This is a genomic window from Pseudomonas sp. AC355, from assembly GCF_979258205.1.
In genome coordinates this window covers 345,873-370,597 of record NZ_OZ409843.1, presented here as the reverse complement: position 1 = coordinate 370,597, position 24,725 = coordinate 345,873, and the positions used below count along the sequence as shown (strand labels likewise).

The 24,725-nt window shown below is 61.6% G+C and carries 14 protein-coding genes, 1 tRNA gene and 3 pseudogenes; 8 read left to right on the top strand and 10 right to left on the bottom strand.

Going from position 1 to position 24,725, the window contains the following annotated elements:
- Positions 1-327 precede the first annotated feature (327 nt).
- The 3 genes and pseudogenes from ACZ0AI_RS01830 (at position 328) to ACZ0AI_RS01820 (ending at position 10,113) form a co-directional block, all read left to right on the top strand.
- Positions 328-8,968, top strand: a pseudogene (locus tag ACZ0AI_RS01830) (GH36-type glycosyl hydrolase domain-containing protein).
- Between the two features lie 5 nt (positions 8,969-8,973).
- Positions 8,974-9,189 carry a CsbD family protein gene (locus tag ACZ0AI_RS01825; RefSeq protein ID WP_463564297.1) on the top strand — a complete coding sequence of 72 codons (216 nt, stop codon included), beginning with the start codon at positions 8,974-8,976 and terminating at the stop codon, positions 9,187-9,189.
- A 201-nt stretch (positions 9,190-9,390) separates the two neighbouring features.
- On the top strand, positions 9,391-10,113 hold the full coding sequence (locus ACZ0AI_RS01820) for a Crp/Fnr family transcriptional regulator (RefSeq protein ID WP_463564296.1): 723 nt from the start codon (positions 9,391-9,393) through the stop codon (positions 10,111-10,113).
- A gap of 4 nt (positions 10,114-10,117) precedes the next feature.
- Here ACZ0AI_RS01820 and ACZ0AI_RS01815 read toward each other — a convergent pair whose 3' ends face one another.
- Both ACZ0AI_RS01815 and ACZ0AI_RS01810 read right to left on the bottom strand, forming a co-directional pair.
- On the bottom strand, positions 10,118-12,214 hold the full coding sequence (locus tag ACZ0AI_RS01815; protein WP_463564295.1) for a GGDEF/EAL domain-containing response regulator: 2,097 nt from the start codon (positions 12,212-12,214) through the stop codon (positions 10,118-10,120).
- A gap of 298 nt (positions 12,215-12,512) precedes the next feature.
- A complete protein-coding gene (locus ACZ0AI_RS01810; RefSeq protein WP_463564294.1) occupies positions 12,513-12,800 on the bottom strand; it encodes a hypothetical protein in 288 nt (95 codons plus the stop codon).
- A gap of 116 nt (positions 12,801-12,916) precedes the next feature.
- Here ACZ0AI_RS01810 and ACZ0AI_RS01805 point away from each other — a divergent pair.
- Positions 12,917-13,157: pseudogene (locus ACZ0AI_RS01805) on the top strand (nuclear transport factor 2 family protein); the annotation flags it as partial.
- 80 nt (positions 13,158-13,237) lie between these two features.
- Here ACZ0AI_RS01805 and ACZ0AI_RS01800 read toward each other — a convergent pair.
- The 3 genes from ACZ0AI_RS01800 to ACZ0AI_RS01790 form a co-directional block, all read right to left on the bottom strand.
- Positions 13,238-13,669, bottom strand: a complete 432-nt coding sequence (locus ACZ0AI_RS01800; protein WP_463564293.1) for a bleomycin resistance protein — start codon at positions 13,667-13,669, stop codon at positions 13,238-13,240.
- A gap of 94 nt (positions 13,670-13,763) precedes the next feature.
- Positions 13,764-13,839 (bottom strand) — tRNA-Thr (locus ACZ0AI_RS01795).
- A gap of 69 nt (positions 13,840-13,908) precedes the next feature.
- Positions 13,909-14,748 (bottom strand): CvfB family protein, encoded by an 840-nt coding sequence (locus tag ACZ0AI_RS01790; RefSeq protein ID WP_463564292.1) that lies wholly within the window; start codon positions 14,746-14,748, stop codon positions 13,909-13,911.
- 167 nt (positions 14,749-14,915) lie between these two features.
- On the opposite strand from ACZ0AI_RS01790, the gene ACZ0AI_RS01785 reads away from it, so the two are divergent.
- Positions 14,916-15,107, top strand: a complete 192-nt coding sequence (locus ACZ0AI_RS01785) for a hypothetical protein (protein WP_225831056.1) — start codon at positions 14,916-14,918, stop codon at positions 15,105-15,107.
- Between the two features lie 274 nt (positions 15,108-15,381).
- Positions 15,382-17,598 carry an LTA synthase family protein gene (locus ACZ0AI_RS01780; protein ID WP_463564290.1) on the top strand — a complete coding sequence of 739 codons (2,217 nt, stop codon included), beginning with the start codon at positions 15,382-15,384 and terminating at the stop codon, positions 17,596-17,598.
- Between the two features lie 16 nt (positions 17,599-17,614).
- Here the strand turns inward: ACZ0AI_RS01780 and ACZ0AI_RS01775 are convergent, their stop codons facing one another.
- Together ACZ0AI_RS01775 and ACZ0AI_RS01770 are read right to left on the bottom strand one after the other, a co-directional pair.
- A complete protein-coding gene (locus ACZ0AI_RS01775) occupies positions 17,615-18,340 on the bottom strand; it encodes a substrate-binding periplasmic protein (protein WP_463566035.1) in 726 nt (241 codons plus the stop codon).
- A 116-nt stretch (positions 18,341-18,456) separates the two neighbouring features.
- Positions 18,457-18,864, bottom strand: coding sequence for a PTS sugar transporter subunit IIB (locus ACZ0AI_RS01770; RefSeq protein WP_463564289.1), 408 nt, complete (start codon positions 18,862-18,864; stop codon positions 18,457-18,459).
- A 183-nt stretch (positions 18,865-19,047) separates the two neighbouring features.
- Here ACZ0AI_RS01770 and ACZ0AI_RS01765 point away from each other — a divergent pair, with 183 nt between their 5' ends.
- Together ACZ0AI_RS01765 and ACZ0AI_RS01760 are read left to right on the top strand one after the other, a co-directional pair.
- On the top strand, positions 19,048-20,823 hold the full coding sequence (locus tag ACZ0AI_RS01765; RefSeq protein ID WP_463564288.1) for a S8/S53 family peptidase: 1,776 nt from the start codon (positions 19,048-19,050) through the stop codon (positions 20,821-20,823).
- A gap of 83 nt (positions 20,824-20,906) precedes the next feature.
- Positions 20,907-21,197, top strand: a complete 291-nt coding sequence (locus ACZ0AI_RS01760; protein ID WP_463564287.1) for a hypothetical protein — start codon at positions 20,907-20,909, stop codon at positions 21,195-21,197.
- 52 nt (positions 21,198-21,249) lie between these two features.
- On the opposite strand, the pseudogene ACZ0AI_RS01755 reads toward ACZ0AI_RS01760, so the two are convergent.
- The 3 genes and pseudogenes from ACZ0AI_RS01755 to ACZ0AI_RS01745 form a co-directional block, all read right to left on the bottom strand.
- Positions 21,250-22,603: pseudogene (locus ACZ0AI_RS01755) on the bottom strand (DEAD/DEAH box helicase).
- Between the two features lie 96 nt (positions 22,604-22,699).
- A complete protein-coding gene (rarD, locus tag ACZ0AI_RS01750) occupies positions 22,700-23,602 on the bottom strand; it encodes an EamA family transporter RarD (RefSeq protein WP_463564286.1) in 903 nt (300 codons plus the stop codon).
- A gap of 456 nt (positions 23,603-24,058) precedes the next feature.
- Complete coding sequence (locus ACZ0AI_RS01745; protein WP_463564285.1) at positions 24,059-24,658, bottom strand: FMN-dependent NADH-azoreductase; 600 nt, start codon at positions 24,656-24,658, stop codon at positions 24,059-24,061.
- Positions 24,659-24,725: the final 67 nt, after the last annotated feature.

Genomic DNA, 24,725 nt, shown 5'->3' with positions numbered 1-24,725 from the left:
AATTGAAAACAACGCTAACATACAAACGGTAGTTAGCAGCGGAGTGCTCTGTTACGAGTTTTTACCTGCGTACGCAGCCCTGGGCTTTTCGCGCAGAACAGGCGAGGGGCCTCACGTTGCAGGTGACTCAAGCTCGGCAATCCATCGGCCGGCAGGAGCCAAGCGGATCGTCAGGCACCGCCGCTATGTGCGCCAGCAGACAGACGCCCCGCCGGGAGAATTTCACACTGAAGGTCTGCACCCTTCTCATTCGTCACGCCCGGCAACCTTGCGTGACACGCATCACTGCAACGTTGCCCGCGTTTCACGTTGCACGCCAAGGAAAACATGGACAGGCAATGGCTTCGAGCAATCCAACGGTTGTGGCAGCCCGCGCCACGCACCTTCGAGTACGAGCCGGCCCTTCGCGCAGAACTGTTCAGCGCCGAACAGATGGCCACCCATGGCGCCCACCTGGCCCGACAGCATCACCTCAGCCCTGACACGACGTCCGACGCCCTGCTCCACCGGCTCGCCGAAAACGCTGACGTACTGGCCAGCAGTTGCCAGGCCATGACCGTCGCAGCACTCTCCAACCAACGTGCGACACCGGCGGCCGAATGGCTGCTGGACAACTTCTACCTGGTCGAAGAGCAAATCCGCACGGCACAAAAGCATCTGCCCAAAGGTTACTGTCGCGAACTGCCTGGCTTGGCCAACGGGCCGTCCCGCACCCTGCCGCGGGTTTACGACATTGCTCTGGAAACCATCGCCCACGGTGACGGCCGGGTCAACAGCGAGAGTCTGAGCCGTTTTGTAACGGCCTATCAGACTGTCATGCCGTTGACCCTGGGCGAGCTATGGGGCATTCCCATCATGTTGCGCCTGGCATTGATCGAAAACCTGCGCCGGGTCGCCTCTCGGGTGATGAGCAACTGGAACGACCGCAACCTAGCCAACGACTGGGCTGATCGCCTGACCGCGACCGCAGAACGCGACGCCAAAAGCGTGGTGCTGCTGGTCGCCGACCTGGCACGTTCGGCACCACCGATGAGCAGTGCCTTCGTCGCCGAACTGGCGCGGCGCCTGCAAGGTCAGAGCACCGCACTGATTCTGCCAATGACCTGGGTCGAGCAGGCCCTGGCCGAGTCGGGCCAGAGCGTCGAACGTCTGGTACACCTGGATGCTCAGTTGCAAGCCGCTGAGCAGGTGTCGATCAGCAACAGCATCAACAGCCTGCGCCTGCTCTCGGCGACCGACTGGCGCGAGTTCGTCGAGCACATGAGCGGGGTCGAACAGGCGCTCGGTGAAGACCCGGCTGCCATCTACACCCGCATGGATTTCGCCACCCGCGACCATTACCGCCACGCGGTCGAGCGCCTCGCGCGTACCTGCCCCCATGCCGAGATCGACATTGCCCGCGAAGCCATCACCCTGTGCCAGGCGGCACCGGCCGATGATCCGCTGATGACCCACGTCGGCTTCTACCTCATGGGCGCAGGGCTGCCCGTACTGGAACGGCAACTGAACGTACAACCCTCCTTGGCCGAGCGCTGCCGGCGGCGGCTGCGCCAGTGGCCGCTGGGCTTCTTCCTGGCGCCAGTGATGGTGCTTAGCGGTCTGCTCGCCTGGCCCTTCCTCGCCATGCTGCGGGCCGACGGCTGGGGCACCATGGGTGGTGATGCTGCTCAGCGTGCCAACCCTGCTGATGACCAGCCACTTGGCCATTGGCCTGGTCAACCGACTGGTGACCCTCAGCCTGCCGCCGGATATTCTCCCGCGCCTGGATTACAGCGCGGGCATTCCCTCCCAGGCGCGCACGCTGGTCGTGGTGCCGACGCTGATCGGCAGCGCCCAGGATGTAGAGGAGCTGATGGAAGGTATCGAGGTGCGCTTTCTTGCCAACCGCGATGCCAACCTGCACTTTGCCCTGCTCACCGACTTCATGGATGCACCGAGTGAGGTACTCGATGGCGATGCGGCGCTATTGCTGCAAGCGAGTCAGGCAATCGAAGCGCTCAACCTGAAGTACCCGGACGCCGGTGCGCCGCGTTTCTTGCTGCTGCATCGCCCACGGCGCTGGAACCCCACTGAACAAAGCTGGATGGGCCATGAGCGCAAACGCGGCAAGATCGCCGAGCTCAATGCCCTGCTGCGCGGCCATGGCCATGAGCGGTTTTCGCTGATCGTCGGCGATATTGCCGCGCTGCCGAACATCAGCTACGTGATCGCCCTGGACACCGACACCCAACTGCCCCGCGATGTGGCGCGGCAATTCATCGGCGCCATCTGCCATCCGCTCAACCAGGCGCGCTTTGATCCTTTGCAGCGGCGCATCATCGGCGGCTACGCAATCCTGCAACCGCGCGTTGGCATCAGCCTGCCGAGCATCGCCCGCTCCGCCTATGCCCAACTGTTCGGCAGCGATGCGGGTATCGACCCTTACACTCGGGCGGTATCCGACGTGTACCAGGATCTGTTCGGTAATGGCTCGTTCATCGGCAAGGGTGTGTATGCCGTGGATGCCTTCGAGCAAGCTCTGCGAGGCTGCTTTCCCGACAACCGGATTCTCAGCCATGACCTGATCGAGGGCTGCTATGCCCGTTCCGGCCTGATCAGCGACGTGCAGCTTTATGAGGAACACCCGGCGCGCTACAGCGCCGATGCCAAACGCCGGCATCGCTGGATCCGTGGTGACTGGCAATTGCTGCCGTGGCTGCTGCCATGGACACCGAAACCCGGCGGCGGCCTGGAGCACAACCGCCTGACAAATCTGGCCTGCTGGAAGATTGTCGATAACCTGCGCCGCAGCCTGGAGCCGGCTGCCTTTCTCTGCATGTTGCTGTGGGGGTGGTTCGCCAGCTCCCAAGTAGTGCTCTGGAGCCTGGGCGTGTTCCTGCTGATCATCGCCCAACCACTGCTCAGTACCTTGCTGGAACTGCTGCGAAAAGCCCACGACATCACGCTCGGCCAGCACCTGAAAGTCACCTTCCGCGATGCTGCGCAGCACTTCAGCCGTGCATTGCTGACCCTGACCTGGATGCCCTTCGAGGCCTTCAGTAGCCTGGATGCGGTCGCCCGTACCCTGTGGCGCATGACCATCAGCCAGCGCCACCTGTTGCAGTGGAACCCCTCGCGAGAAGTGGAACGCAGCAGCCGCAACGATCTGCCAAGCCTATACAGGCTGATGTGGGTAGCTCCGTTGCTGGCGATCACCGTAGCGTTACTGCTGCTCGATAAGCCCGTGGTGCTGGTGATCGCCGCGCCCTTCCTGCTGGCCTGGCTGCTGGCACCGGCCATCGCCTGCTGGCTGAGCCTGCCCAACGCCGATATGGCCTTCGCCCCGTCACGTGAAGAACAGCAGTTTTTGCGCCGCCTGGCCCGCAAGACCTGGGCCTTCTTCGATGATCACCTGGGCCCGGCGGACAACTGGCTACCACCGGACAACATTCAAGAACGCCCAACGGCGGTGACCGCCCACCGAACCTCGCCGACCAACATGGGCATGGCATTACTGTCGCATCTGGCCGCTTACGATTTCGCTTATCTGAGTGCAGGTCGCCTGCTTACGCGGCTAGACAACGCGCTGACCAGCATGTCGCGATTGGAACGCCATCGCCGGCACTTCTACAACTGGTACGACACCCAGACGCTGCAACCACTGCCGCCGCATTACGTCTCCACCGTCGACAGTGGCAACCTGGCAGGCCTGCTGCTGACCTTGCGCCCAGGCCTGTACGAGCTACCGAGCGCGGCGCTGATCAGCCCCAACTGGCTCAGCGGTCTGGCCGATAGCCTCGGAGTTCTGCACGAGACACTGCTGGCCAGCGAGCTGGACGAACACCTGCTCGACGAAGCGCTCAACGAGCTGGCCGCGGCGCACACGCTCGAGACTGAGAGTGTGGCGCAGATCAGCACGACCCTGCAGCGCCTGATCATTCTCACCCAGAACCTGGAAATCGCTCTGTCGGTGGCCCCAGAGGCGGATTATTGGCGTCAGGCCCTGCTCGCCCATTGCCAGGATCTGCACAGCGAACTGGCCTGTCTGACCCTACCCGGTACCCCACTGGCATCGGCCAGTTGGCAAGACCTGGCGCGGCTCGACGCCAGCCAATGGCCTGCCGCCGAGCAGGCGCAGGTACAAACAGTCATCCGCCATGCCCGTGAACGCATCGCCACCACACTGCGCCTGGCGGATCTGGCCGGCGAGCTGGCGGACATGGACTTTACCTTCCTCTACAACCCGCAACGGGAGTTGCTGGCCATCGGTTACAACGCCGATGAGCAGCGCCTCGATAGCGCCTACTATGACCTGCTGGCCTCAGAAGCGCGGCTGACCAATTTCGTGGTTATCGCCCAGGGGCAACTGCCCCAGGAAAGCTGGTTCACCCTTGGCCGGCTGCTCACCAGCAATGGCGGTGTTCCCGTGCTGCTGTCCTGGACTGGCTCGATGTTCGAGTACCTGATGCCGATGCTGGTCATGCCCAGTTATGCAGGCACTTTGCTCGACCAGACCTGCCGCGCAGCGGTATCCAGGCAAATCGAATACGGCCAGCAATTGGGCCTGCCCTGGGGCGTATCCGAGTCCGGCTACAGTACTCTGGATGCGCAACTGAACTATCAATACCGGGCCTTCGGCGTGCCCGGCCTGGGTCTCAAACGCGGCCTTGGCGAGGACATAGTGATGGCGCCCTATGCCTCGGTGCTGGCCTTGATGGTCGCGCCGGAAGCCGCCTGCAAGAACCTCCAGCGTCTGGCCGACATGGGCATGGCCGGCCGTTACGGTCTGTATGAAGCCATCGACTTCACCAGTGCCCGCCTGCCGCCGGGACAGAGCACAGCCCTGATCCAGTCCTTCATGGCGCACCACCAGGGCATGAGCCTGCTGGCCCTGACCTATGTGCTACTGGGCCGCCCCATGCAGCGGCGCTTCGAGGCCGACCCGCAGTTCCAGGCCACCGCCCTGCTGTTGCAGGAACGGGTACCGAAAAGTGCCGCGCAGTACCTGCACACCGCCAATGCTTCGCTGGAAGGCAAGATCGCCCGGGTCAACGAGAACAAGCTGCGGGTCTACACCGATCCAGGGCGCCGCCATCCGGCCGTGCAACTGCTTTCCAACGGCCGCTACCACGTGATGATCAGCAATGCCGGCGGCGGTTACAGCCGCCGCGACGATATGGCGGTGACCCGTTGGCACGAGGACATAACCTGCGACAACACCGGTACCTTCTGCTACCTGCGCGATGTCGACAGCGGTGCTTTCTGGTCTTCCGCGCACCAGCCCACTCTGCATGTCACCGAGAGCTTCGAAGCGATCTTCACCGATGCCCGCGCCGAGTTCCGCGTGCGCGAACGGGGCTTCGACGCCCATACCGAGATCGTCGTCTCACCGGAAGACGATATCGAACTGCGCCGCCTGCACATCAGTAACCGCGGTGCGCAGCGCCGTACGTTGGAGCTGACCAGCTACGCCGAAGTGGTACTCGCTCCGGCCCTCAGTGACGCCTTGCACCCGGCCTTCAGCAAGCTGTTCGTAGAAAGCGAACTGCTGACCCCGCTGCAGGCGATTCTGTGTAGCCGGCGACCACGCTCCAGCGAAGAAAACGTACCTTGGCTGTGCCACCTGCTGGCGGCGCACGAGGTGGATATCACCGCGATCTCCTACGAAACCGACCGTGCCCGTTTCATCGGACGCGGACGCAACCTGACGCATCCCGCAGCAATGGATAGCGAGGTGCTTTCCGGCACGTGCGGCGCCGTGCTCGATCCCATCGTGGCGATCCGTTGTCGGATCAGCCTGGAACCTGGCCAGACTGCGACCATCGACCTGGTGACCGGCGTCAGCGACAGCCGTGAGGGGTGCCTGCAACTGATCAACAAGTACCGCGACCGGCACCTGGCCGACCGCGTGTTCGACCTGGCCTGGACCCACAGCCAGGTGCTGCTGCGCCAGCTCAACACGTCCCACGCCGAGGCACGTCTGTTCGAGCAGATGGCCGCATCGATCATCTACACCAACCCCTCGCTGCGCGCCGCACCGAGCGTGCTGGCGGCCAACCAGCGCAACCAGAGCGGCCTGTGGGGCCAGGCGATTTCCGGTGACCGCCCCATTGTGCTGTTGCAGATATGCACGGTTGCCCATATCGATCTGGTGCGGCAACTGGTGCAAGCCCATGCCTATTGGCGGCACAAGGGCCTCATCGTCGACCTGGTGATCTGGAACGAAGACCAGGCCGGTTACCGCCAGGATCTGCAGGACGTGATCATGGGGCTGGTCACGTCGGGCAGCGAGGCGCACCTGCTGGACAAACCTGGCGGTATTTTCGTCCGCCCTGCACAACAGCTCTCCAGCGAAGACCGCGTGCTGATGTTGGCCGTGGCTCATCTGGTACTCAGCGACGAGCGTGGCAGCCTCGCCGAGCAGATTCACCGGCGCCGAGCCGAACCGGCACTGCCCACCTTCGATGCCACGCTGCTGCCCAAACCGACATCAGCCAAGGTCGTTGCGCTGCCTGATTCATCGCTGATACTGAGCAACCCCCATGGTGGTTTCAGCGCCGACGGCAAGGAATACGTGATTCATCTCAGCGCCGGCCAGCCTACGCCAGCACCCTGGGTCAACGTGCTGGCCAACCCGCATTTCGGCAGCGTTATCTCGGAAAGCGGCAGCGCTTACACCTGGCATGAAAATGCCCACGAGTTTCGCCTTACCCCCTGGTGCAACGATCCTGTCAGCGACCCTGGCGAAGAAGCCATTTACCTGCGCGATGAAGACAACGGCCACTACTGGTCGCCGACGCCACTGCCGCGCCCTGGCAAGGGCCGCTACGTGACTCGTCATGGCTTCGGCTACAGCGTCTTCGAGCACGAGGAAGACGGTATCCTCAGCGAATTGTGGGTGTACGTTTCGCTGCAGGCACCCGTCAAGTTCTCGCACCTGACGATCCACAACACCTCTGGCAGACCGCGGCGCCTGTCGGTGACTGGCTACGTGACGTGGGTGCTGGGCGACCTGCGGGAAAAATCGTCGATGCACGTGGTCAGCGAAGCCGACCCGAACAGCGGCGCCCTGTTCGCACGCAATGCCTACTCCATCGAATTCCCGGGCCGGGTGGCGTTCTTCGATGTGGACGCACCGCTCGCCAGCAGTACCGCCGAGCGCAGTGAATTCATCGGTCGTAATGGCCACCTCAGCGCCCCCGCCGCCATGGCCCAGCCGCACTTATCAGGGCGCAGCGGCCCGGGTCTCGACCCTTGCGCGGCATTACGGGTCGATCTGCACCTGGCAGCCGGCGAAACCCGCAACGTGATCTTCCGTCTGGGCGCCGAGCAGGACAGCAAATCGGCGTCGCGCCTGGTGCAGCGTATGCGCGGCAGCAGCATCGCCAAGCTCGAACTGGAGCGGGTACGCAGCCATTGGCGCCAGACGTTGGACACGATACAGATCGAAACCCCGGAGCCGGCCGTGGATGTGCTGGTCAATGGCTGGCTGATGTATCAGGTGATCGCCTGCCGATTCTGGGCCCGCAGCGGTTACTACCAGTCCGGTGGCGCCTTCGGCTTTCGCGATCAGTTGCAAGACAGCATGGCCATGCTACATGCCGACCCGGCAGCTGCTCGCCAGCATCTGCTGCTGTGCGCTGCGCACCAGTTCACCGAAGGGGACGTGCAGCACTGGTGGCACCCACCACTGGATCGTGGCGTGCGTACCGGCTGCTCCGACGATTACCTGTGGCTGGCCCTGGCGACCAGCCGCTACGTGGAAGTTAGCGGTGATCACAGTGTGCTCGCGGAAACCGTGGGCTATCTGGAAGGCCGTGCGCTCAATAGCGGCGAGGAGTCCTATTACGATCTACCGAACCATTCCACACTGCAGGAAACCCTCTACCAACATTGCGTACGCGCCATCGAGCACAGCTTGGCGCGCGGCGCTCACGGCTTGCCGTTGATGGGCCACGGCGACTGGAATGACGGCATGAATCGCGTCGGTGAGCACGGCCAGGGCGAGAGCGTCTGGCTCGGTTTCTTCGGCTACGACGTGCTGCGCCGCTTCGCCACCACTGCCCTGCTCTACGGTGACGGCGATTTCGCCCGGCGTTGCGATGAACAGGCCGACGCCTTGAACCTCAGCCTGGAAGCACATGCATGGGACGGCGCCTGGTATCGCCGCGCTTATTTCGATGACGGCACGCCATTGGGCTCGGCCAGCAACGACGAATGCCGCATCGACTCCATCGCGCAGAGCTGGTCGGTGCTGTCCGGCGCAGCTCCCGACAGCCGCCGACGCACCGCCATGGACTCGCTGGAGCGGCATCTGCTGCGCCGCGACATCGGCCTGGTGCAACTGCTTTCTCCCCCGTTCGACCGCGGCGTGCTCGACCCCGGTTACATCAAGGGCTACGTGCCCGGTGTGCGCGAGAATGGTGGTCAGTACACCCACGCGGCCGTGTGGGCGAGTATGGCCTTCGCCGAACTGGGCGACAGTGCACGCGCCTGGGAACTGCTGCGCCTGATCAACCCGGTCAATCACGGCGACAGTGCCGACGCCATTGCCACCTACAAGGTCGAGCCCTATGTGATGGCCGCGGATGTCTATGGCATGCCGCCCCATGAAGGACGTGGCGGCTGGAGTTGGTACACCGGTTCAGCCGGCTGGATGTACCGGTTGATTGTCGAGTCGCTGCTCGGTGTACAGCGCAGCGGTGCACAACTGCGCATACAGCCAGTGCTGCCGGCAGATTGGCCAGGCTTCACCCTGCATTACCGGTTCGGTGACACTCCCTACCGCATCAGTGTGAGCCGCACGGATACCGACGATTCGAGCCTCCACCTAGACGGCATCGCCGTGCAAGGAAGCACCCTCCACCTGCTCGACGATGGCCAGGCTCATCAGGTCGATATCCAGTGGCCGCATAAGGGGCCTGGCACACCGACGATGGTTGCAAGCCCTGTCCGGGTGATCCCTCAGCCGCAACACATACGAGAGTAGAAACCATGAACAGACCACTGACCGAAATCATCAAGGGTAAATGGCGGCTCCTCGCAGGCCTGGCCCAGATTGTCTGGGACGACCTAACCCTGGAGGAGCTGATCAAATCCGGGGGTGATCTGGACAAACTCACCCACTTGGTACAAAAACGCTATGACATGACCCACGAGCAAGCGCATAAACAGATCGTCAGCTTCTTCGAACGGCACCGCACCACCTGACAAGCAAACCCGCCAACGCCTCTACAGAGCGCCGATGCCCGACGTGGGGAAGCTCGAAGATGGCCAGAGTTCGATAAACCTTGGCAACCTGAGCAGTGATGAGACCGAGTAGCCAGCGCGCTATGTACGCTAGCGAACGGAGCCATGTGTATTCCAGGCGTATAGTCAGAAGGTTAATCGCGTCGATACCGAAGGGACTCCATGCCTGAAGACTGCATGCCTCAGCAGAACCACTTATTGGCTGCTCTGCCTGGCGAAGTCCAGGAGAGACTTTTCTCGCACCTGGAACTTGTCACCCTGCCGCTCGGCCAGGTGCTCTATGAGTCAGGCGAATCGGTACGCCATGTGTACTTTCCGACCGACTCCATCATTTCCTTGCTCAATGTCATGGAAAGTGGCGCCTCTGCAGAGATCTCCGTGGTCGGCAACGAAGGGCTGGTGGGTATTTCCCTGTTCATGGGTGGCGAAAGCACGCCCAGCCGTGCCGTGGTGCAAAGCGCGGGGTATGCCTATCGCCTGCAAGGGCAGCGCCTGAAAGACGAATTCAACCGCCATGGCGAGCTGCTGGTACTGATGCTGCGCTACACACAGGCACTGATCACCCAGATGTCGCAAACCGCCGTGTGCAACCGCCATCACTCGATCGACCAACAGTTGTGCCGCTGGTTGTTGCTGTCACTGGATCGCCTGAACGGCAACCAGCTGACCATGACCCAGGAGCTGATCGCCAACATGCTCGGCGTACGCCGCGAGGGTGTCACCGAGGCCGCCGGCAAGCTGCAGCGCCAAGGGGTGATCGAATACAGCCGTGGGCATATCACGGTACTCAACCGTAAGCGGCTCGAACAAATGAGCTGTGAGTGCTACTGCGTGGTGAAAAAGGAAACCGACCGCCTGCTGTCCTACATGCCGCTGCGCCACTGAGCATTCAAGGCCGCAGGTGAAAAGGCTGCGGTAACTGCATCAGCGCGGTGAAGCACTCTTCGTTGAGTGCGGCACTGAACAGATGGCCCTGCCCCTCATCACAGTGCTCGGCATCGAGAAAAGCCAGTTGCGCAGGCGTCTCGATGCCCTCGGCCACCACCTTGAGTTTCAGGCTGGTAGCGATGGCAATCAGCGCACGCACGATCGGATCATTAGCGCCCAACGCGCTGATTGCGGCGATAAATCGTTGGTCGATTTTCAGCGAATCCAGGGGCAACAGCAGCAACAGGCTCAGGCACGAATACCCTGCGCCGAAGTCGTCGATGCTCAGCCGCACGCCAAGTGCCTTTAGCTGTGCCAGCACCTGCTGGCTGGCTTGAGCATCGTGCATCAGCACGCCCTCGGTGAATTCCAGGTGCAGGCGACCTGGTTGCAGGGCACATTCAGCGAGCTCTTCGCGCACTCCAGCAACGAATCCCGAGTGGCGAAACTCGACGGCCGATATATTCACCGAAATCGCCTCCAGCACGATGCCCTGGGCATCCCAGCGGCCAACCTGCAGGCAAGCCTCGTGCAGAACCCAGCGGCCCAGGCGCACCATCACACCACTGGCCTCGGCAATCGGCAAAAAACGCTCTGGCAAGGTCAGCCCCCACTGCGGATGCAGCCAGCGCAATAACACCTCGGCACCGGTAATTCGGCCACTGCGCAGATCTACCTTGGGCTGGAAATAAAGCCGCAGTTGCTGGTGCTCGATGGCATGGTTCAAGCCCTGCTCCACCGCCATGCGCTCGCTGGCGCGCAGCCTCATATCGTGCTGGAAGAACAGGTAGTGGTTACGCCCGCTCTCCTTGGCGTAGTACATGGCCTGGTCGGCATTCCTCAGCAGCGCCTCGGCGGCGTCTGCATCCCGGGGATACAAGCTGATGCCGATGCTGCAGGTGATCTGTAGACGCTGCTCCTCAATGAGATAAGGCACCTGTAACGCGTCGAGAATCTTCCGGGCGGTAAGCCCTGCGCTATGCCCGTCGCTGTCGCCAGCCAGCAGCACCACGAACTCATCGCCGCCGGTACGGCTGACCGTGTCGGAACTGCGTACACAGGCCGTCAACCGCTGACTCACCGCTAGCAGCAGCTTGTCGCCAAGGTGATGGCCGAGCGAATCGTTAACCGCCTTGAAGTGATCCAGGTCGAGAAACATCACGGCCACCACATTGCCGGTACGCTGAGCCAGGCTAATCGCCTGATAAATGCGGTCATTCAGCAAAGCACGGTTGGGCAGTTGGGTCAGAGCATCATGCTGCGCCAGATGAGACATTTTGAGCGCCGCAGCGTGGGACACGCTGACATCGCGGAACACCGTGACCGCACCGCTAATAGGGCCCTTGCCATCGCGGATGGGCGTGGCGGACTGTTCAATGGCAAGGGTGCTGCCATCACTCTGCACCAGCAGGGCACTACCTGCCTCGGGCGCCCGCCGACCTCGCCGCAGCAATCGTTCGACAGGGCTGTGGCAGACGGTACGAGTAACACTGTCAATCAGCGTCATCACCTCGGCGATGGGCCGGCCCAAGGCCTCCGAACGCCGGTACCCGGTTAGGCGTTCGGCGGCCAGGTTGAGGTAGTCCACCTGGCCGTGCACATCCGTGCCGATCACCGCATCAGCCAGACAGTCCAAGGTAATTTCGGCGCGCGTAACTGCCCGTTGATCACGCTTCTCGCCCAGTTTGCCGTAGATGGCCGCGATCACCGAACGGGCCAGCAGGCCGCTGGCTATCTGCCCCTTGAGCAGATAGCCATGTGCACCCCAGCGCAGCGCCTGACGTGCGAGCGCTTCGCTCTTCGGCTCGCAGAGCGTCATCACAGGCGCATTAGCTGCCGATGCGAAGAACCGCGAACAGCGCGCGCTGCTGGCGCCATGGAGCAGATTCAGATCCAGCAGTACCGCATCAATGCCGCTGCGCCTGAGACGAACCTCAGCCGTCGACAGGCTGGCAACACACTCGCAGTCAAACGAGCCATCGCCCACCTCGCTCAACGCCATCTGCAACCCGTTGCACAACTCTATGTCGGCGGCGACCAGCAAAACCCGGTAGCTCATAACGCCTCGCTCTTCTGCAAACTCCATTGCGGCGCAACTGCAGAGCCGGACGAACGCATCGCTGCGATGGAATCCGGCCTGCTCCATATGTTGCCCAAACACTTACGCTCGGCTGGCGGACACAGAATGTTGGCCAATTATCCATCACCTGAAACATTACAGATTCGCGGCAAATCGTCCGTACGCTAGCGCACTTAAGCTGCAGCCAGCAGCCCGGCGGTTCGAGGGGACGAGCGACATGAAAACGCCCGGCTTATGGCCGGGCGTTTTCATGTACTTGCCGTGGCTGGCGGGCCAGTCAGATTTCGCTCTGCCCGTTACCCGGATTCTTCGGCAACTCTTCGGGCTGCTCTTGCGGTAACTCTTCAGGTTGCTCTTGCGGCAGCTCGTCGGGTTGCTCTTGTGGCAACTCGCCAGGCTGCTCTTGCGGCAACTCGTCGGGCTGGGTGTCCGTATTCCAACCCGGCTCCTCTGACGGCTCATCCTCCGTGGGCCGCTGAGCACTGAGCGAGCCGGCCCAACTGAGGGCGTCCTGATAGGTGGAATAAGCCGAGTTACGAGCACTGTCGATAGCATTGACACTCATGGTGCGCACCTCTGATGAAGTCAAAGATTGGGACTTATAACGTCCGAGAGGCATACGCCGGGAGAGGTTCAGGAGATCAAGGCACCGGCTGGCGGAAATCGTGTCGGCGGCCCGGCGCATCCGCAGCCAGATACGCTGAAGGTTTGCGCGGGGGGCGGAGCAGGCTTTGCGCCCGGATGCGGTGATGTACACGCTCAATTGCTCGGCGGCCCGATCAGCAATCTGTATCGATTCGTCGAAACCATTGGCGACGCACCGGGCATCACCACCCGCCTGGACGTGCTGGCGGTTACCCCGACGACTACCGTCGTCCGCGTCAACATGGGAAAAGATGCCATCGGCGCCAATTACAACGATCCGAACATCAACGTATTTAACCCTCACACGTGACACTCTTAGCCAACGAAAAGGGCCGTACACGTCCAATCGGATCGATCTCAACTTGAATGGTATGGCCGCTCACCCAAGCGTTCCACCAGCCTGACGAGGTAGCCATCGGGATCCTGGACAATGAACTCGCGCTGGCCCACCTCCACGGAATCAACCCTGTACCAGGTATCCGTACAGTCTCGAAACAGGCTGAAACCCGCCAGGTCAAGGCGCTGGATGATGAGCCCAACCGCAGGAACGTCCACCTGCAGATTGATACCTCTTCCAAATGGCCGGGCCAATGGCGCGGCGAGCCATTGGCTTGCCGAGGCATCAACCTGTTCGAGCATGACCTGAGCGCCATCCAGATCCAGGTAAGCGAACCCATCTTCCGGGCGCTGATACGCCACCTTGAAACCCAGGCAGGATACCCAGAACGCAAGGCTGCTCTGCAGGTCGGTGACCATCAGTTCCGGCACCAGTTTGTTGCGATGAAACATGAGCTGCCTCCATGCATCAGGGTCGCTCGCCACAATCGGGACACTCCAGAAACAGAAAACCCGCTGCATGCGGGTTTCAATGGAGTGCATTGTCTGGTGCCGGAGATAGGAATCGAACCTACGACCTTCGCGTTACGAGTGCGCTGCTCTACCGACTGAGCTACACCGGCGGGAAATGTATTATTCGACAGGCGAAGCGCAACACTCAACGCTTTCTAGCCGTTTAAAAGGCACACCTCTTATTTGGCCAGTTCGATGCGGTCTTCATGGATATGGATCAGACCCTGTTTGTACAGACCGCCAATGGCTTTCTTGAAGTTACCCTTGCTGACCCGGAACAGCTCGCTAATGCGTTCGGGCGAGCTTTTGTCGCTGATCTCCAGCGTGCCGCCACTGTCGCGCAGGCGGTTGAGAATCTGTTCGCTGAGCCCCTCCGCCGCTTGTTGGCCGATGGGCTGTAGGCTGAGGCTGATCTTGCCGTCGCTGCGCATGTCCTTGATGAAACCCGGCTGGCGGATGCCGCCGCGCATGAAGCCGATCACTTCGTTCTTGTGGATCAGCCCCCAGTGCTTGCCGTTGATGATGGCTTTGAAGCCCATATCGGTAGGCTCGACTACCAGCAGATCGACTTCTTCGCCGGCCTTGTAGGTCGCTGGCACCTTGTCCAGGTAACGATCCAGCCGCGCGGTCGCTGTGATGCGGCGGCTGCGCTTGTCGACGAACACGTGCACCACGCAGTAATCACCGATCTGCAAGGGCCGCTTCTCTTCGGAATGCGGCAGCAGCAGATCCTTGGGCAGCCCCCAGTCGAGAAACAGGCCGACGCGATTGATGTCGACCACTTTCAGGCTGGCGAACTCGCCGACTTGTACCTTGGGTTTCTCGGTGGTGGCGATCAACTTGTCTTCACTGTCCAGATAGAGGAACACGTTGAGCCAGTCTTCCACCTCGCTCGGCGTCTCCTTGGGGATGTAACGCTTGGGCAGCAGGATCTCGCCATCCGCCCCGCCATCCAGGTACAGACCGAAGTCGGTGTGCTTGACGACCTGCAAGGAATTCATACGTCCGATAACAGCCATGGTGCCTACCCTCATTTTCAGCCGGGCAGTTTACCCGAGTCGCCTGCACGATTCTCGGCTGCGCACATCAGGTTCCGCGTATTTTCTGCCCATTGGTCATTGAATGAACAGCGATGCGCCCAGCGGTGGTACAATGCGCGGCCATCTTGATTTCTCGAGTAGGTTAAATGGCCGTCATGCGCGTCAAAGCATCCCAGAGCAAAGCTAAACCAGCCCCCGCTGTCGAAACCAGCGAATCGATCGACGCCCAGATAGCGGCGTTTATCAAATCCGGCGGCAAGATCCAAGAGATCGCCAAAGGTGTGAGCGGCCAGACCAACGGTCCAGCCAGCCGTCACATTACTATCGCCAAGAAGTAATACCCGTCTGTATCGACCTGCAGCGCCTGCAATGCCGGGCGCCAGGTCGGCAACCTCCCCCTCGCCCGTCCGGGCAATGATTTGCACCACATATTTCTCGTCTTCGCCGCTTACTGCTGGTGATGAGCACTCGCATGTTTCAAAATGATGACAGCCCGCTTTCAATACAGTCGGCTTTCCGGCTCAGCGTCCTGTCTATTTGCCACACCGTTAACACGATCTGACAGCACTTGAGTGGGCTAGTCGTTCACAGGCAACTGCTTAAGGAATATACGTGCGTTTTTTCAGCCCTTGGCTGCAGCGCCCCGCCAGTGCTCTGGCGGCGCTGATTGTCTTGTTCATTCTGCTTCCGCTGATCAGCCGCTACACATTGGGCTGGTCGCATCCCTTCGGTTATCTCTCGGACTTGGCCATCGGTAGCCTGTTGCTGTGGCTGGTACAACGCCGCGGCCTGCTGCTCGGCATTCCGCTGATTCTCGGCTGGGTAACGCTGAACCTCGGTACCGCCGAGTTGGTCAGCGCCGTCGGACGCATGCCGGAGCCGGCAGACCTGCATTATCTGACCGATGCACAGTTCCTCAGCCACTCTACCCAGGGCGGCGGCCTCACTCATCCGTGGCTGGCTGCAGGACTGATCTCGACCGCACTCGCGTTCTTTGCCCTATTTGCCATGAGCCGCAAACAACGCACCAGCCAACCATCGGCGGTCTGGCTGCTGCTGCCGCTTGGTCTGTTCAGCGCACACGGCATCTACCAGTACCACAACCCCAGCGAAGCGGATCAGTGGTTGCAGTTCAATCTGCCGCATAAATGGCTGGCAGAAGGCATAAGCACCACTCAACTCAGCGTCGAAGACTGGATCGCCCGGGGCCAGCCAAGCAGCCCCCCGGACGTAACCGGGCTGACCCGGCTGGACATGGACGGTAGCCCACTATTGAGCGAGCCCGGCCGCGCGCGCAATGTCCTGATCATCACCCTGGAAGGCATTCCTGGCGCCTATATCGCCGCCAGCCGCCAGGCCATCGGCAGCAGCTACCAGGCTGATCCGATGCCACGCCTGAGCCAATGGGCCGAGCGTGGCATGCTGACCAGCGATTACGTACTGCACGGCCACCAGACCATCCGTGGGCTCTACGCAATGCTCTGTGGCGACTACGACAAGCTCGCCTCGGGCACGCCGAAAGGCATCGAGCTGTTGGCCAATGCCGAGCGTAGCGCCCAGTGCCTGCCTGCGCAACTGCGCGAACAGGGCTTCAGCACGCACTTCTTACAGGGCGCCGGGCTGCGTTTCATGGCCAAGGATCAGATCATGCCGCGCATGGGGTTCGAAAAGACCTTGGGCCGCGACTGGTTCCGCAACACGCCCTACCTCGATTTCGCCTGGGGCATGGACGACAAATCCTACTTCGAAGGCGCGCTGACCTACGTCGATGGCCTACGCAAGCAGAAAGCGCCATGGATGCTGACCCTGCTGACCGTCGGTACCCACCAACCCTACTCCGCGCCGGCCGACTACCTCGACCGCCACCCCAACGCGAAACAGGCGGCTATCGCTTACCTCGACGATGCTGTTGGCGAGTTCCTCGAGGCTCTGGAAAAGCGCGGCGTACTCGACGACACCCTGGTGATAGTCACTTCAGATGAATCCCACGGCATCGAAAACGTGCGCCTGGCATCGGCCTGGGGCTTCAACCTGATGCTGGCTCCCGAGCAGGCTCAGTTACCGTCGATCAAGACAGGCGTTTATGGGCACGTCGATCTCACCGCCTCGGTTCTCGATTACTTCGCCCTGTCCTTGCCGACGGATATCGCCGGTCGCTCGATGCTGCGTGACTACGCCCAAGGCCGCGAGATCATCTCCTACACCAACGGCCTGCTGCGCGAACACGATGGTCACGGCACACTCACCGAATGCAATTTCCAGCAGGTCTGCCGCCGCTATGCCAGCCCAGGCTTCATTGCCGATCACGCACAATACCTAGGCCGCGTCAGCGGCAAGCCGGCGCGTCTGGTGAGCCAGCGTGCAGAGTTGCTAGATCGTTCACTCAGCGATGGCCAGGGTAACCAGCTGCTGCAGTTCGCCAGCAACGAACGTATTCGCTTGCGCACCACGCCGGGCGACGACTGGGCCGACAACCTGATCGGCGCCCAGTACCTGGAGCTGCCGAAAGGCACACAGACGACGGTGACGCTGAAGATCAATGCACTGAAGATGGCCAAATCAGGCGCTACGCTGCGCCTGAAAACCAAGGAATTCGACCGTGATGTGCTGATCAACATCCCGGAGATTCCGCTGTTGAAGGAAGGCCAACCCTTGGAGCTGAGCTTTGCCTTCGACAACCTCGATACGCGCAAGGCATTTTCCTTCCACCTCGTGGGCGAAGGCAAAGGCTCCATCGAAATCACCGATTTCAGCGTCGCTACGCGGCCAATCGAAGCCGAACTGCTGGCAGCTCAGGCAGAAGAAGAAAGTGCAGAACTGACCCAGTGAGCCACGCTCACTGGGGTCAATAAATTGCGTAACGCCGCTCGATCTCGGCGTACTCGCCGCTGGCACGGATAGCTGCCAAGCCCTTATCGAAGCGATCACGCAGCGCCTCGTCGTGTAACCCCAGATGGTATGGGGTGGCGGGAAAGAGCGGGTATTCGATGACCGGCTGGCCGACATCGACCTGGGCATACACCTCGCGGTTGAAGTAATGCAGGATGCGCCGGTCACCGATCACTACATCCACACGCCCGCTATAAAGCAGTCGATTGCGGGCGACCTGCTGGGCTTCCTCATGATAACGGGGGTTGTCTTCGGCCATTTGCCGGAACTCGTCGCCGAGCAGGAAACGGGCGCGCTGGAAAGCGCGAACCGAGTAGTGCCGCAAATCACTGATGCGCTCTATGCGATAGCCGCGAGATGCCAATGACATGGCAACGTTCTGGTAGTAGATGTAAGGCTGCGAATAGAAAGGCGCTGCCCCATCCTTGGAGCTTGTGGTGGTCATCGCCTCAATCTCACCCAGCTTGAAGGAACGATGCAGGCGCTCCATGGGCGAGTAATAAGGCTTCACCGTAAAGCCGGCGGCACGCGCAGCAGCGACCACTACGTCATACTCGAGCCCTCTGTTCTGCCTCTCAAAGACATAGGGTGGCTTGTGGGTGCCAAAGCCGATTCTCAACTCCTCGGCCAGGCAATCCAGCGCGAGGAGCGACAACCCGACTACCCACCACTTCATGCGCATAACTGCCACTCATCGGCTCCGTAGCCAGTTGGTATAGCGGGGGCGAATCACGCTGTCCAGCACAGTACTCATCGCCCATACCAAAGCTTACCAGCCACTGCGCCCATCACCGGTATTCAAACTAGCGTGGCCTTGGGCCCCAGCCCATCGAACACCTCTGGCGTGAGCGCCGCCAGCCCGTGCTGGTCGAGCACCTCACGCGGATGCTCTTCCCCGGGGAAGGTGCTGTCGATCATGCTCAGCAACTGGGAGCCGCGCGGGGTGAGCACAAAGTTTTCCCCATTGCCGCCTTCACTTTCCGGGCGTGGTTCGATAAAGCCGCCAGCGAGCAGCGTGGCTTCATAGCGATCGGCCTGGGCCTTGAGCCCGTCGATATCCTGTACATCCTGACCAGCTTGCTGCAGCGCCTCGGCCAGTTCCTCGGCACAGCGGCGCGGCACGAACGCCTGGCCGGCGCTGTTCTGGACTTCGTGCAGTATGCGCTCGATGAGATCCCAATTATGGGTTTGGGTCTGAGTCGTCATATCATCATCTCCCACCATTTAGGGCACCCGATGGACTATCGGATGCGGCGCCCGTTGGCACCTGTGAACGTGTGACGCTGCTGCATTGGGCAAGGTTCGCCCTATCTGCCCAAACGCAGCCTGAACCAAGGCAAACGCCGCCAGTCTGAGGCGCATCTTCCCCTTCGCACAAAGGACTCACCCATGCTCCGCCGGCTACCGCTGCGCCCCGTTCTCAGCGCCCTGCTTCTGGCGACCATCGCGCCATCGGTACTGGCGGCCGAGCCGCTGCGGCTCAAGCATCTGTACCGCTGTGAAGACGTGCTCGATAGCCAGCGCCAGACCTTCTGCCTCGACGCCCGCGGCATGGCAAGCGGCGACCTGCAGGTGTTGCTCGACGGTAAACCGCTGCCCGCCAGTGCAGTAAGCCGTCGCGATGGTCTGCGTATCACCCTGAACAGCGACAGCTACCGCAGTGGCCCGCTGTGGCTGCAGCAGGGCGACGCAGTCAGCAATCCGGTGTGGCTGTCCATGGCGGGCAGCCATGTACTGGCAGCCAAGCCGAGTGAAGTGGCCAAGAACATGGATGGCCTGAACACCTACGTCGACCTGGTCAGCGTGGTCATCGAAGAAGACGCGAAAGGCCTCGAGACGGCCAGGGCATTGGCGAAGAAATACGGCGCTGAAGTGGTCGGCGCGATTCCGCCGCTCAATACCTTCCAGCTGCGCCTGCCAGCCAAGGATCTGATCCAGCGTGATGCCATGGTGCTGCGCCTGGGCAGCGAGCTGAGCGTGGATGCGGTGGTAATCGAAGAATCCTCGGCGGAGGAACAGGAAGCGCCAGCTGGAGAGTCCGCAGAGGCTCACCTCGACGAAGAGGAATGGGCAGCGAACCGCTTTATCGATGCGGTGAACTACTACCAGCGACGCATCCCGTCCAAGCGCTCGCCCATCGAAACCAAGCCCGTGCGCATTGGCCTGATCGAGCGCAATGTCGACTTCGACGCCCCGGACTTCAAGGATTACCTTGGCGCTGCCGAACGCGATGGCCATACCCCTCACACCCGCCTGTACAGCCGTGATGCCGACAAGCCGAACGGCCACGGTTCCACCGTTGCCGGGATTCTCGCCGCGCGCTGGGACAACGGCGGCAACACCGGCTTCCTGCGTGGCCTGGACGGCGCCGGCCCGGGCTTCGAAGTGATCGTCGACCGTAATTCGGACGCCGGCATCACCGCCAACATCGCCGCCTCGGTCAACCTGGTCGAAGACGGCGTTCGCGTACTGAACTGGAGCTGGGGCATCCACCGCGTAGGCGCCAAGAACATTCATGGCGACGAGATCGACTCGCTGGTGCGCTCGGGCATTGCCATGAGCGGTTACGAGGAACTGCTGGAGGAGTTCTTCCTGTGGCTGCGCCGCGAGCACCCGGATGTGGTGGTGATCAACTCCGCCGGCAACGGTGCGTCATTCTCCGGCGCCGACGATTACCGCCTGCCCTCCTCCTTCGTCACCGAGCAACTGTTCGTGGTGGGCGGCCATCAGCGCAGCGAGCGCAAGGACGTCGCGGTGGACGACCCGGCCTACGTCACCCGACGCAGCTCGTCGAACGTCGATACTCGTGTCGACATCACTGCAGCCGCTTGCGTGCGCGCCTCCACCGCAGCAGAAGGCAAACAGGGCAGCGTGCATTGCGGCACCTCCTACGCCACACCGCTGGTGGCGGGCGTGGTCGCGGCACTGATGTCGATCAACCCCGAGCTGCATCCCGATCAGTTGCGCATGCTGCTGCGCCGCAGCGCCATGACCATCGGTGAGGAATTCGACTTCGAGCCTACTGATGCCGACGACCTGACGGCACCGATTCTGCCCTCCGAGCGTGGCTTCGACCTGAATGACAAGGACATCGGCCGTTCGGCCAGGCTGGACATGCAGAAAGCCCTGGATCTGACGGTGCGCAGCCTGGACAGCGTGAAATAGCACGCCGGCCGATAGCCTGAACCTTCACGCCAAGCAGGCACTCAATCCCAGGACATGACCCCGCCAAGCGTGAGGAACTGAGCATGATCAAGCATATCGCGCCACTCTGCGGCCTGGCCCTGGCGCTCTACGGCACCGGTCACGCACAGGCCTGCACGGCCGACGAAGCCGCCGCCAAAGCCCAGGAGCTGGCTGCAAAGATCGAGGAAATAACCCAGCGCGATCCCGAACGGGCCGCCCTGTTGCGCCAGGAACTCAAGGAAGCGGAGCCGCAAACCGAAGCCGACAAGCTGGGCACCGATTGCGACGCCTATGACCAGCGCCTGCGCGAGCTGGAGGAGATCGGCGGCGAGGTAGAGGAGCAGGTGGAGTGAGGCTGAGCTAACAGGCGCGGCATGCAGCGCGCCTGTCAGCAGCCCTGACGCATTAGGCGTCGGCGGAAGGCGCCTTGCGCTTGAGCGGCGCCAGCCCATCCTGGCTGACCAGGGTCGGCGCATCGCTCTTCGGCTTGTTCACCGTGTTGCGTTTGGCTGGAGTTTTCGCCACTGGCTTCTTGGCGATCTTCTTGCCAGTTTTCGGATCGATCTTTTTCTTCTTCGGGCCAACTGCCTTGCCAGACGCCTTGAGGTTCTTCGGCCCCTGGTAAACGCCCTTGTGCTCCTTGATGCTGCGACGCTCGAAACGCTGCTTGAGGTAGCGCTCGATGCTCGACATCAGATTCCAGTCGCCGTGAGTGATCAGCGAGATCGCAGTGCCTTCGCTACCAGCACGGCCGGTGCGGCCGACGCGGTGTACATAGTCGTCGCCGGAGCGCGGCATGTCGAAGTTGATCACCAGATCCAGTCCATCGACGTCCAGACCGCGGGCGGCCACGTCGGTGGCGACCAGCACTTTCACGGCGCCCTGACGCAGGCGGTCGATGGCCAGCTTGCGGTCACTTCTGATCCTTCTCGCCGTGCAGCACGAAGGTCTTGAATTCCTTGGCCACCAGCTTGCCGTACAGACGATCGGCCTGGGCACGGGTGTTGGTGAAGATGATCGCCTTGTCGTAGGTCTCGTTACTCAGCAACCACTCGACTAATTGCTCTTTGTGATGGTTGTGGTCGGCGGTAATGATCTGCTGGCGAGTGCCCTCGGCCAGCTCGCTGACGCGGTTGAGCTGCAGGTGCTCGGGGTCACGCAACACCTTGCCAATCACCTCACGCAGGCCGGCGCCGCCACTGGTGGCGGAGAACAGCAGGGTCTGGTGCGCGTTGCCGCACAGCTCAGCCAGGCGCAGCACATCTTCGGCGAAGCCCATGTCGAGCATGCGGTCGGCTTCGTCCAGCACCAGCATTTCCACGTCTTCGAACAGCAGGTTGCCGGCGTTGGCATGCTCGATCAGACGACCCGGGGTACCGATCAGGATGTCGATCTTGCGCAGCATGGCGGCCTGCACCTTGAAGTCTTCACCGCCAGTGACGAGACCAGCCTTGAGGAAGGTGTACTGGGCGAAGCGCTCGACTTCCTTGAGGGTCTGCTGGGCCAGCTCGCGGGTCGGCAGCAGAATCAGTGCACGCACGCTCAGGCGCTGCTTGGAATTACCGTCGCCGAGCAGGCGGTGGAGCATCGGCAATACGAAGGCAGCGGTCTTGCCGCTACCGGTCTGGGCGGTTACGCGCAGATCCTTGCCCTGCAGCGCAGGCGGAATCGCCGCCACCTGTACCGGAGTCGGCTCGACGAAATTAAGCTCGGCCACGGCTTTGAGCAGGCGTTCATGCAGGGCAAATTGGGCAAACACGGGGCAACCTCGATGCAAATGCTAAATCAGCCGCATAGGTTACCGCGTTCGCGCTCCGGGGCCGAATGCTTTCTCCGAACGGATGGCTGAAAACTGTCAGATGGCCGGCCGCATGCGCCATTGTTTGATCAGTAGACGTCCACTGTCCCAGCCCACCAACACCACTGCCAGCCAGATCGGCAGGTAGGTGAGGAACTGGCCGGAGTCGAACTGCTCGCCCAGAAACAGCAGAGAAACCATGAACAGCAGCACCGGCTCCACATAGCTGAGGATGCCGAACAGGCCCAGCGGCAGCAGCCGCGACGACGCCATCATCGCGGCCAGGGCGATGGTGCCCAGCAATGCCATGCCCGGCACCAGCCACCACAATCGAGGGAATTCGCCGAATACGTTGTCCGGCGCCCACTGCAGGATCAGCCAGATGGCCAGTGGCGTCAGCATCAGCATTTCCAGAATCAGCCCGGACAGGGCATCCAGACGCATCCAGCGACGCAGCATGAAATACGGTGGATAGCCCAGCGCAGTGACTAGCGTCACCCAGGAAAATACCTGGGAACGCCACAGCTCATGCAGGACGCCAGCAAAGGCGCAGGCCACGGCAATCTTCTGCAAGGGGCGCAGTCGCTCGCCATAGAACACCCGGCCAACCAGCACCATGGCGAGCGGCAAGAGGAAATAACCCAGCGAAACATCCAGCATGTGCCCAGTAAGCGGCGCCCACACGAACAGGAACCACTGCACGCCGATCAGTACCGCCGAAAGCGGCAAGGCGGCCAACAGCAAAGGCTCGCTGCGCAGGCGCTGCAGGACAGCGAGCAGCACCGGCCACTGACGCAGCACGGTAACCAGCAACAACACCGCCGGAATCGACCAGAGCACGCGCTGGGCGAACACCTGGAAACCGTCCAGCGGCGTGAGCATCTGCACGTAGCCAGGGATCAGGGCAAACAGGATCGAGGCGCTGACAGAGAACACCACACCACGTCCGGAAAGCGTCATTGCGCACCTCGAAGAGAGAGAAATCACCCACGCTGTTCAGGCTATCAGGCGGCCACAATAGCGGCACCAAAACGGCGCAGACAGACATGCAAGCGACGCTCTAGCGAACGGCGGCGCACCATAACGGTTCAGCGCAAGGCAAACAATCATCTGCGCCACGAAACTCCAGGCAAAAAAAGGAACCGCCGAAGCGATCCCTGGAAAGTCACACCCAGGACAGGCCGTGTGAAAACGTAGCGAGCGAAGGTCAGGCAAGGCAAAAACCAGCGAAACGTAGCGCAGCGGAGTAACAGCCGAAGGCTGGCCCGCAGGGCGAACGTAGTGAGTCAAAAGCGCAGTTTACGAGTTGTAAATGAGCATTTTGACTGGGCTGGCATTCCAGCTGGTTTTTAACGCCGCATGATCGAGCGCAGTAGTTTTCACACAGTCTGAGGAGCACCGGGGGCGAGTGGCGATTCATATCACTTGAGTCAGGCGCAGCTCGGCGGCTTCCAAACCCTTGGCCATGAACTCGGCACCGAGGTTGAGGCCCTCGGCATGGATGAAGGTGACGTCGTGGATACCCATGAAGGCCAGCACCTGGCGCAGATAAGGCTCCTGATGATCCTGACAGCCGCCCGCATAGATGCCGCCACGGGCTGTGAGCACGAAAGCGCGCTTGCCATGCAGCATGCCTTGCGGACCGTTTTCGCTGTAACGGAAGGTCACCCCGGCACGCAGCACGTGGTCGAACCAGGCCTTGAGTGTGCTGGGAATGGTGAAGTTGTACATCGGCGCGGCCAGCACCAGCACATCGGCAACCAATAGTTCATTGATCAGCTGATTGGCGCGCTGCAACGCCGCACATTCGGCTGCGCCATGCTTTTCAGCAGGTTGCGTCCAGGCGTTGAGCAGGCTGGTATCGAGATGGGGCAACGGCTCGACGCCCAGATCACGACGGCAGACAGCGTCGTTGGGGCGCTTCTTGCGCCAGTGCGCCAGAAGGCGCTCGGTCAGTTGTCGTGAAACCGAGCCGTGCTGCCGCGCACTGCTTTCAATCACCAACAACTGAGCCATGGGGTCACTCCATCGATAGGCGGGTATCAAACGATGGGCGCGAGAGTAGATAAGCGAGGTTCGATAA

Bases quoted from the DNA above. Each gene is read 5' to 3' on its own strand.
- ACZ0AI_RS01745 (WP_463564285.1), bottom strand. From the start codon at position 24,658: ATGGCTCAGTTGTTGGTGATTGAAAGCAGTGCGCGGCAGCACGGCTCG.
- ACZ0AI_RS01770 (WP_463564289.1), bottom strand. From the start codon at position 18,864: ATGACGACTCAGACCCAAACCCATAATTGGGATCTCATCGAGCGCATA.
- ACZ0AI_RS01785 (WP_225831056.1), top strand. From the start codon at position 14,916: ATGGCCGTCATGCGCGTCAAAGCATCCCAGAGCAAAGCTAAACCAGCC.
- ACZ0AI_RS01760 (WP_463564287.1), top strand. From the start codon at position 20,907: ATGATCAAGCATATCGCGCCACTCTGCGGCCTGGCCCTGGCGCTCTAC.
- ACZ0AI_RS01765 (WP_463564288.1), top strand. From the start codon at position 19,048: ATGCTCCGCCGGCTACCGCTGCGCCCCGTTCTCAGCGCCCTGCTTCTG.
- ACZ0AI_RS01775 (WP_463566035.1), bottom strand. From the start codon at position 18,340: ATGCGCATGAAGTGGTGGGTAGTCGGGTTGTCGCTCCTCGCGCTGGAT.
- rarD (WP_463564286.1), bottom strand. From the start codon at position 23,602: ATGACGCTTTCCGGACGTGGTGTGGTGTTCTCTGTCAGCGCCTCGATC.
- ACZ0AI_RS01790 (WP_463564292.1), bottom strand. From the start codon at position 14,748: ATGGCTGTTATCGGACGTATGAATTCCTTGCAGGTCGTCAAGCACACC.
- ACZ0AI_RS01815 (WP_463564295.1), bottom strand. From the start codon at position 12,214: ATGAGCTACCGGGTTTTGCTGGTCGCCGCCGACATAGAGTTGTGCAAC.
- ACZ0AI_RS01825 (WP_463564297.1), top strand. From the start codon at position 8,974: ATGAACAGACCACTGACCGAAATCATCAAGGGTAAATGGCGGCTCCTC.
- ACZ0AI_RS01810 (WP_463564294.1), bottom strand. From the start codon at position 12,800: ATGAGTGTCAATGCTATCGACAGTGCTCGTAACTCGGCTTATTCCACC.
- ACZ0AI_RS01820 (WP_463564296.1), top strand. From the start codon at position 9,391: ATGCCTGAAGACTGCATGCCTCAGCAGAACCACTTATTGGCTGCTCTG.
- ACZ0AI_RS01800 (WP_463564293.1), bottom strand. From the start codon at position 13,669: ATGTTTCATCGCAACAAACTGGTGCCGGAACTGATGGTCACCGACCTG.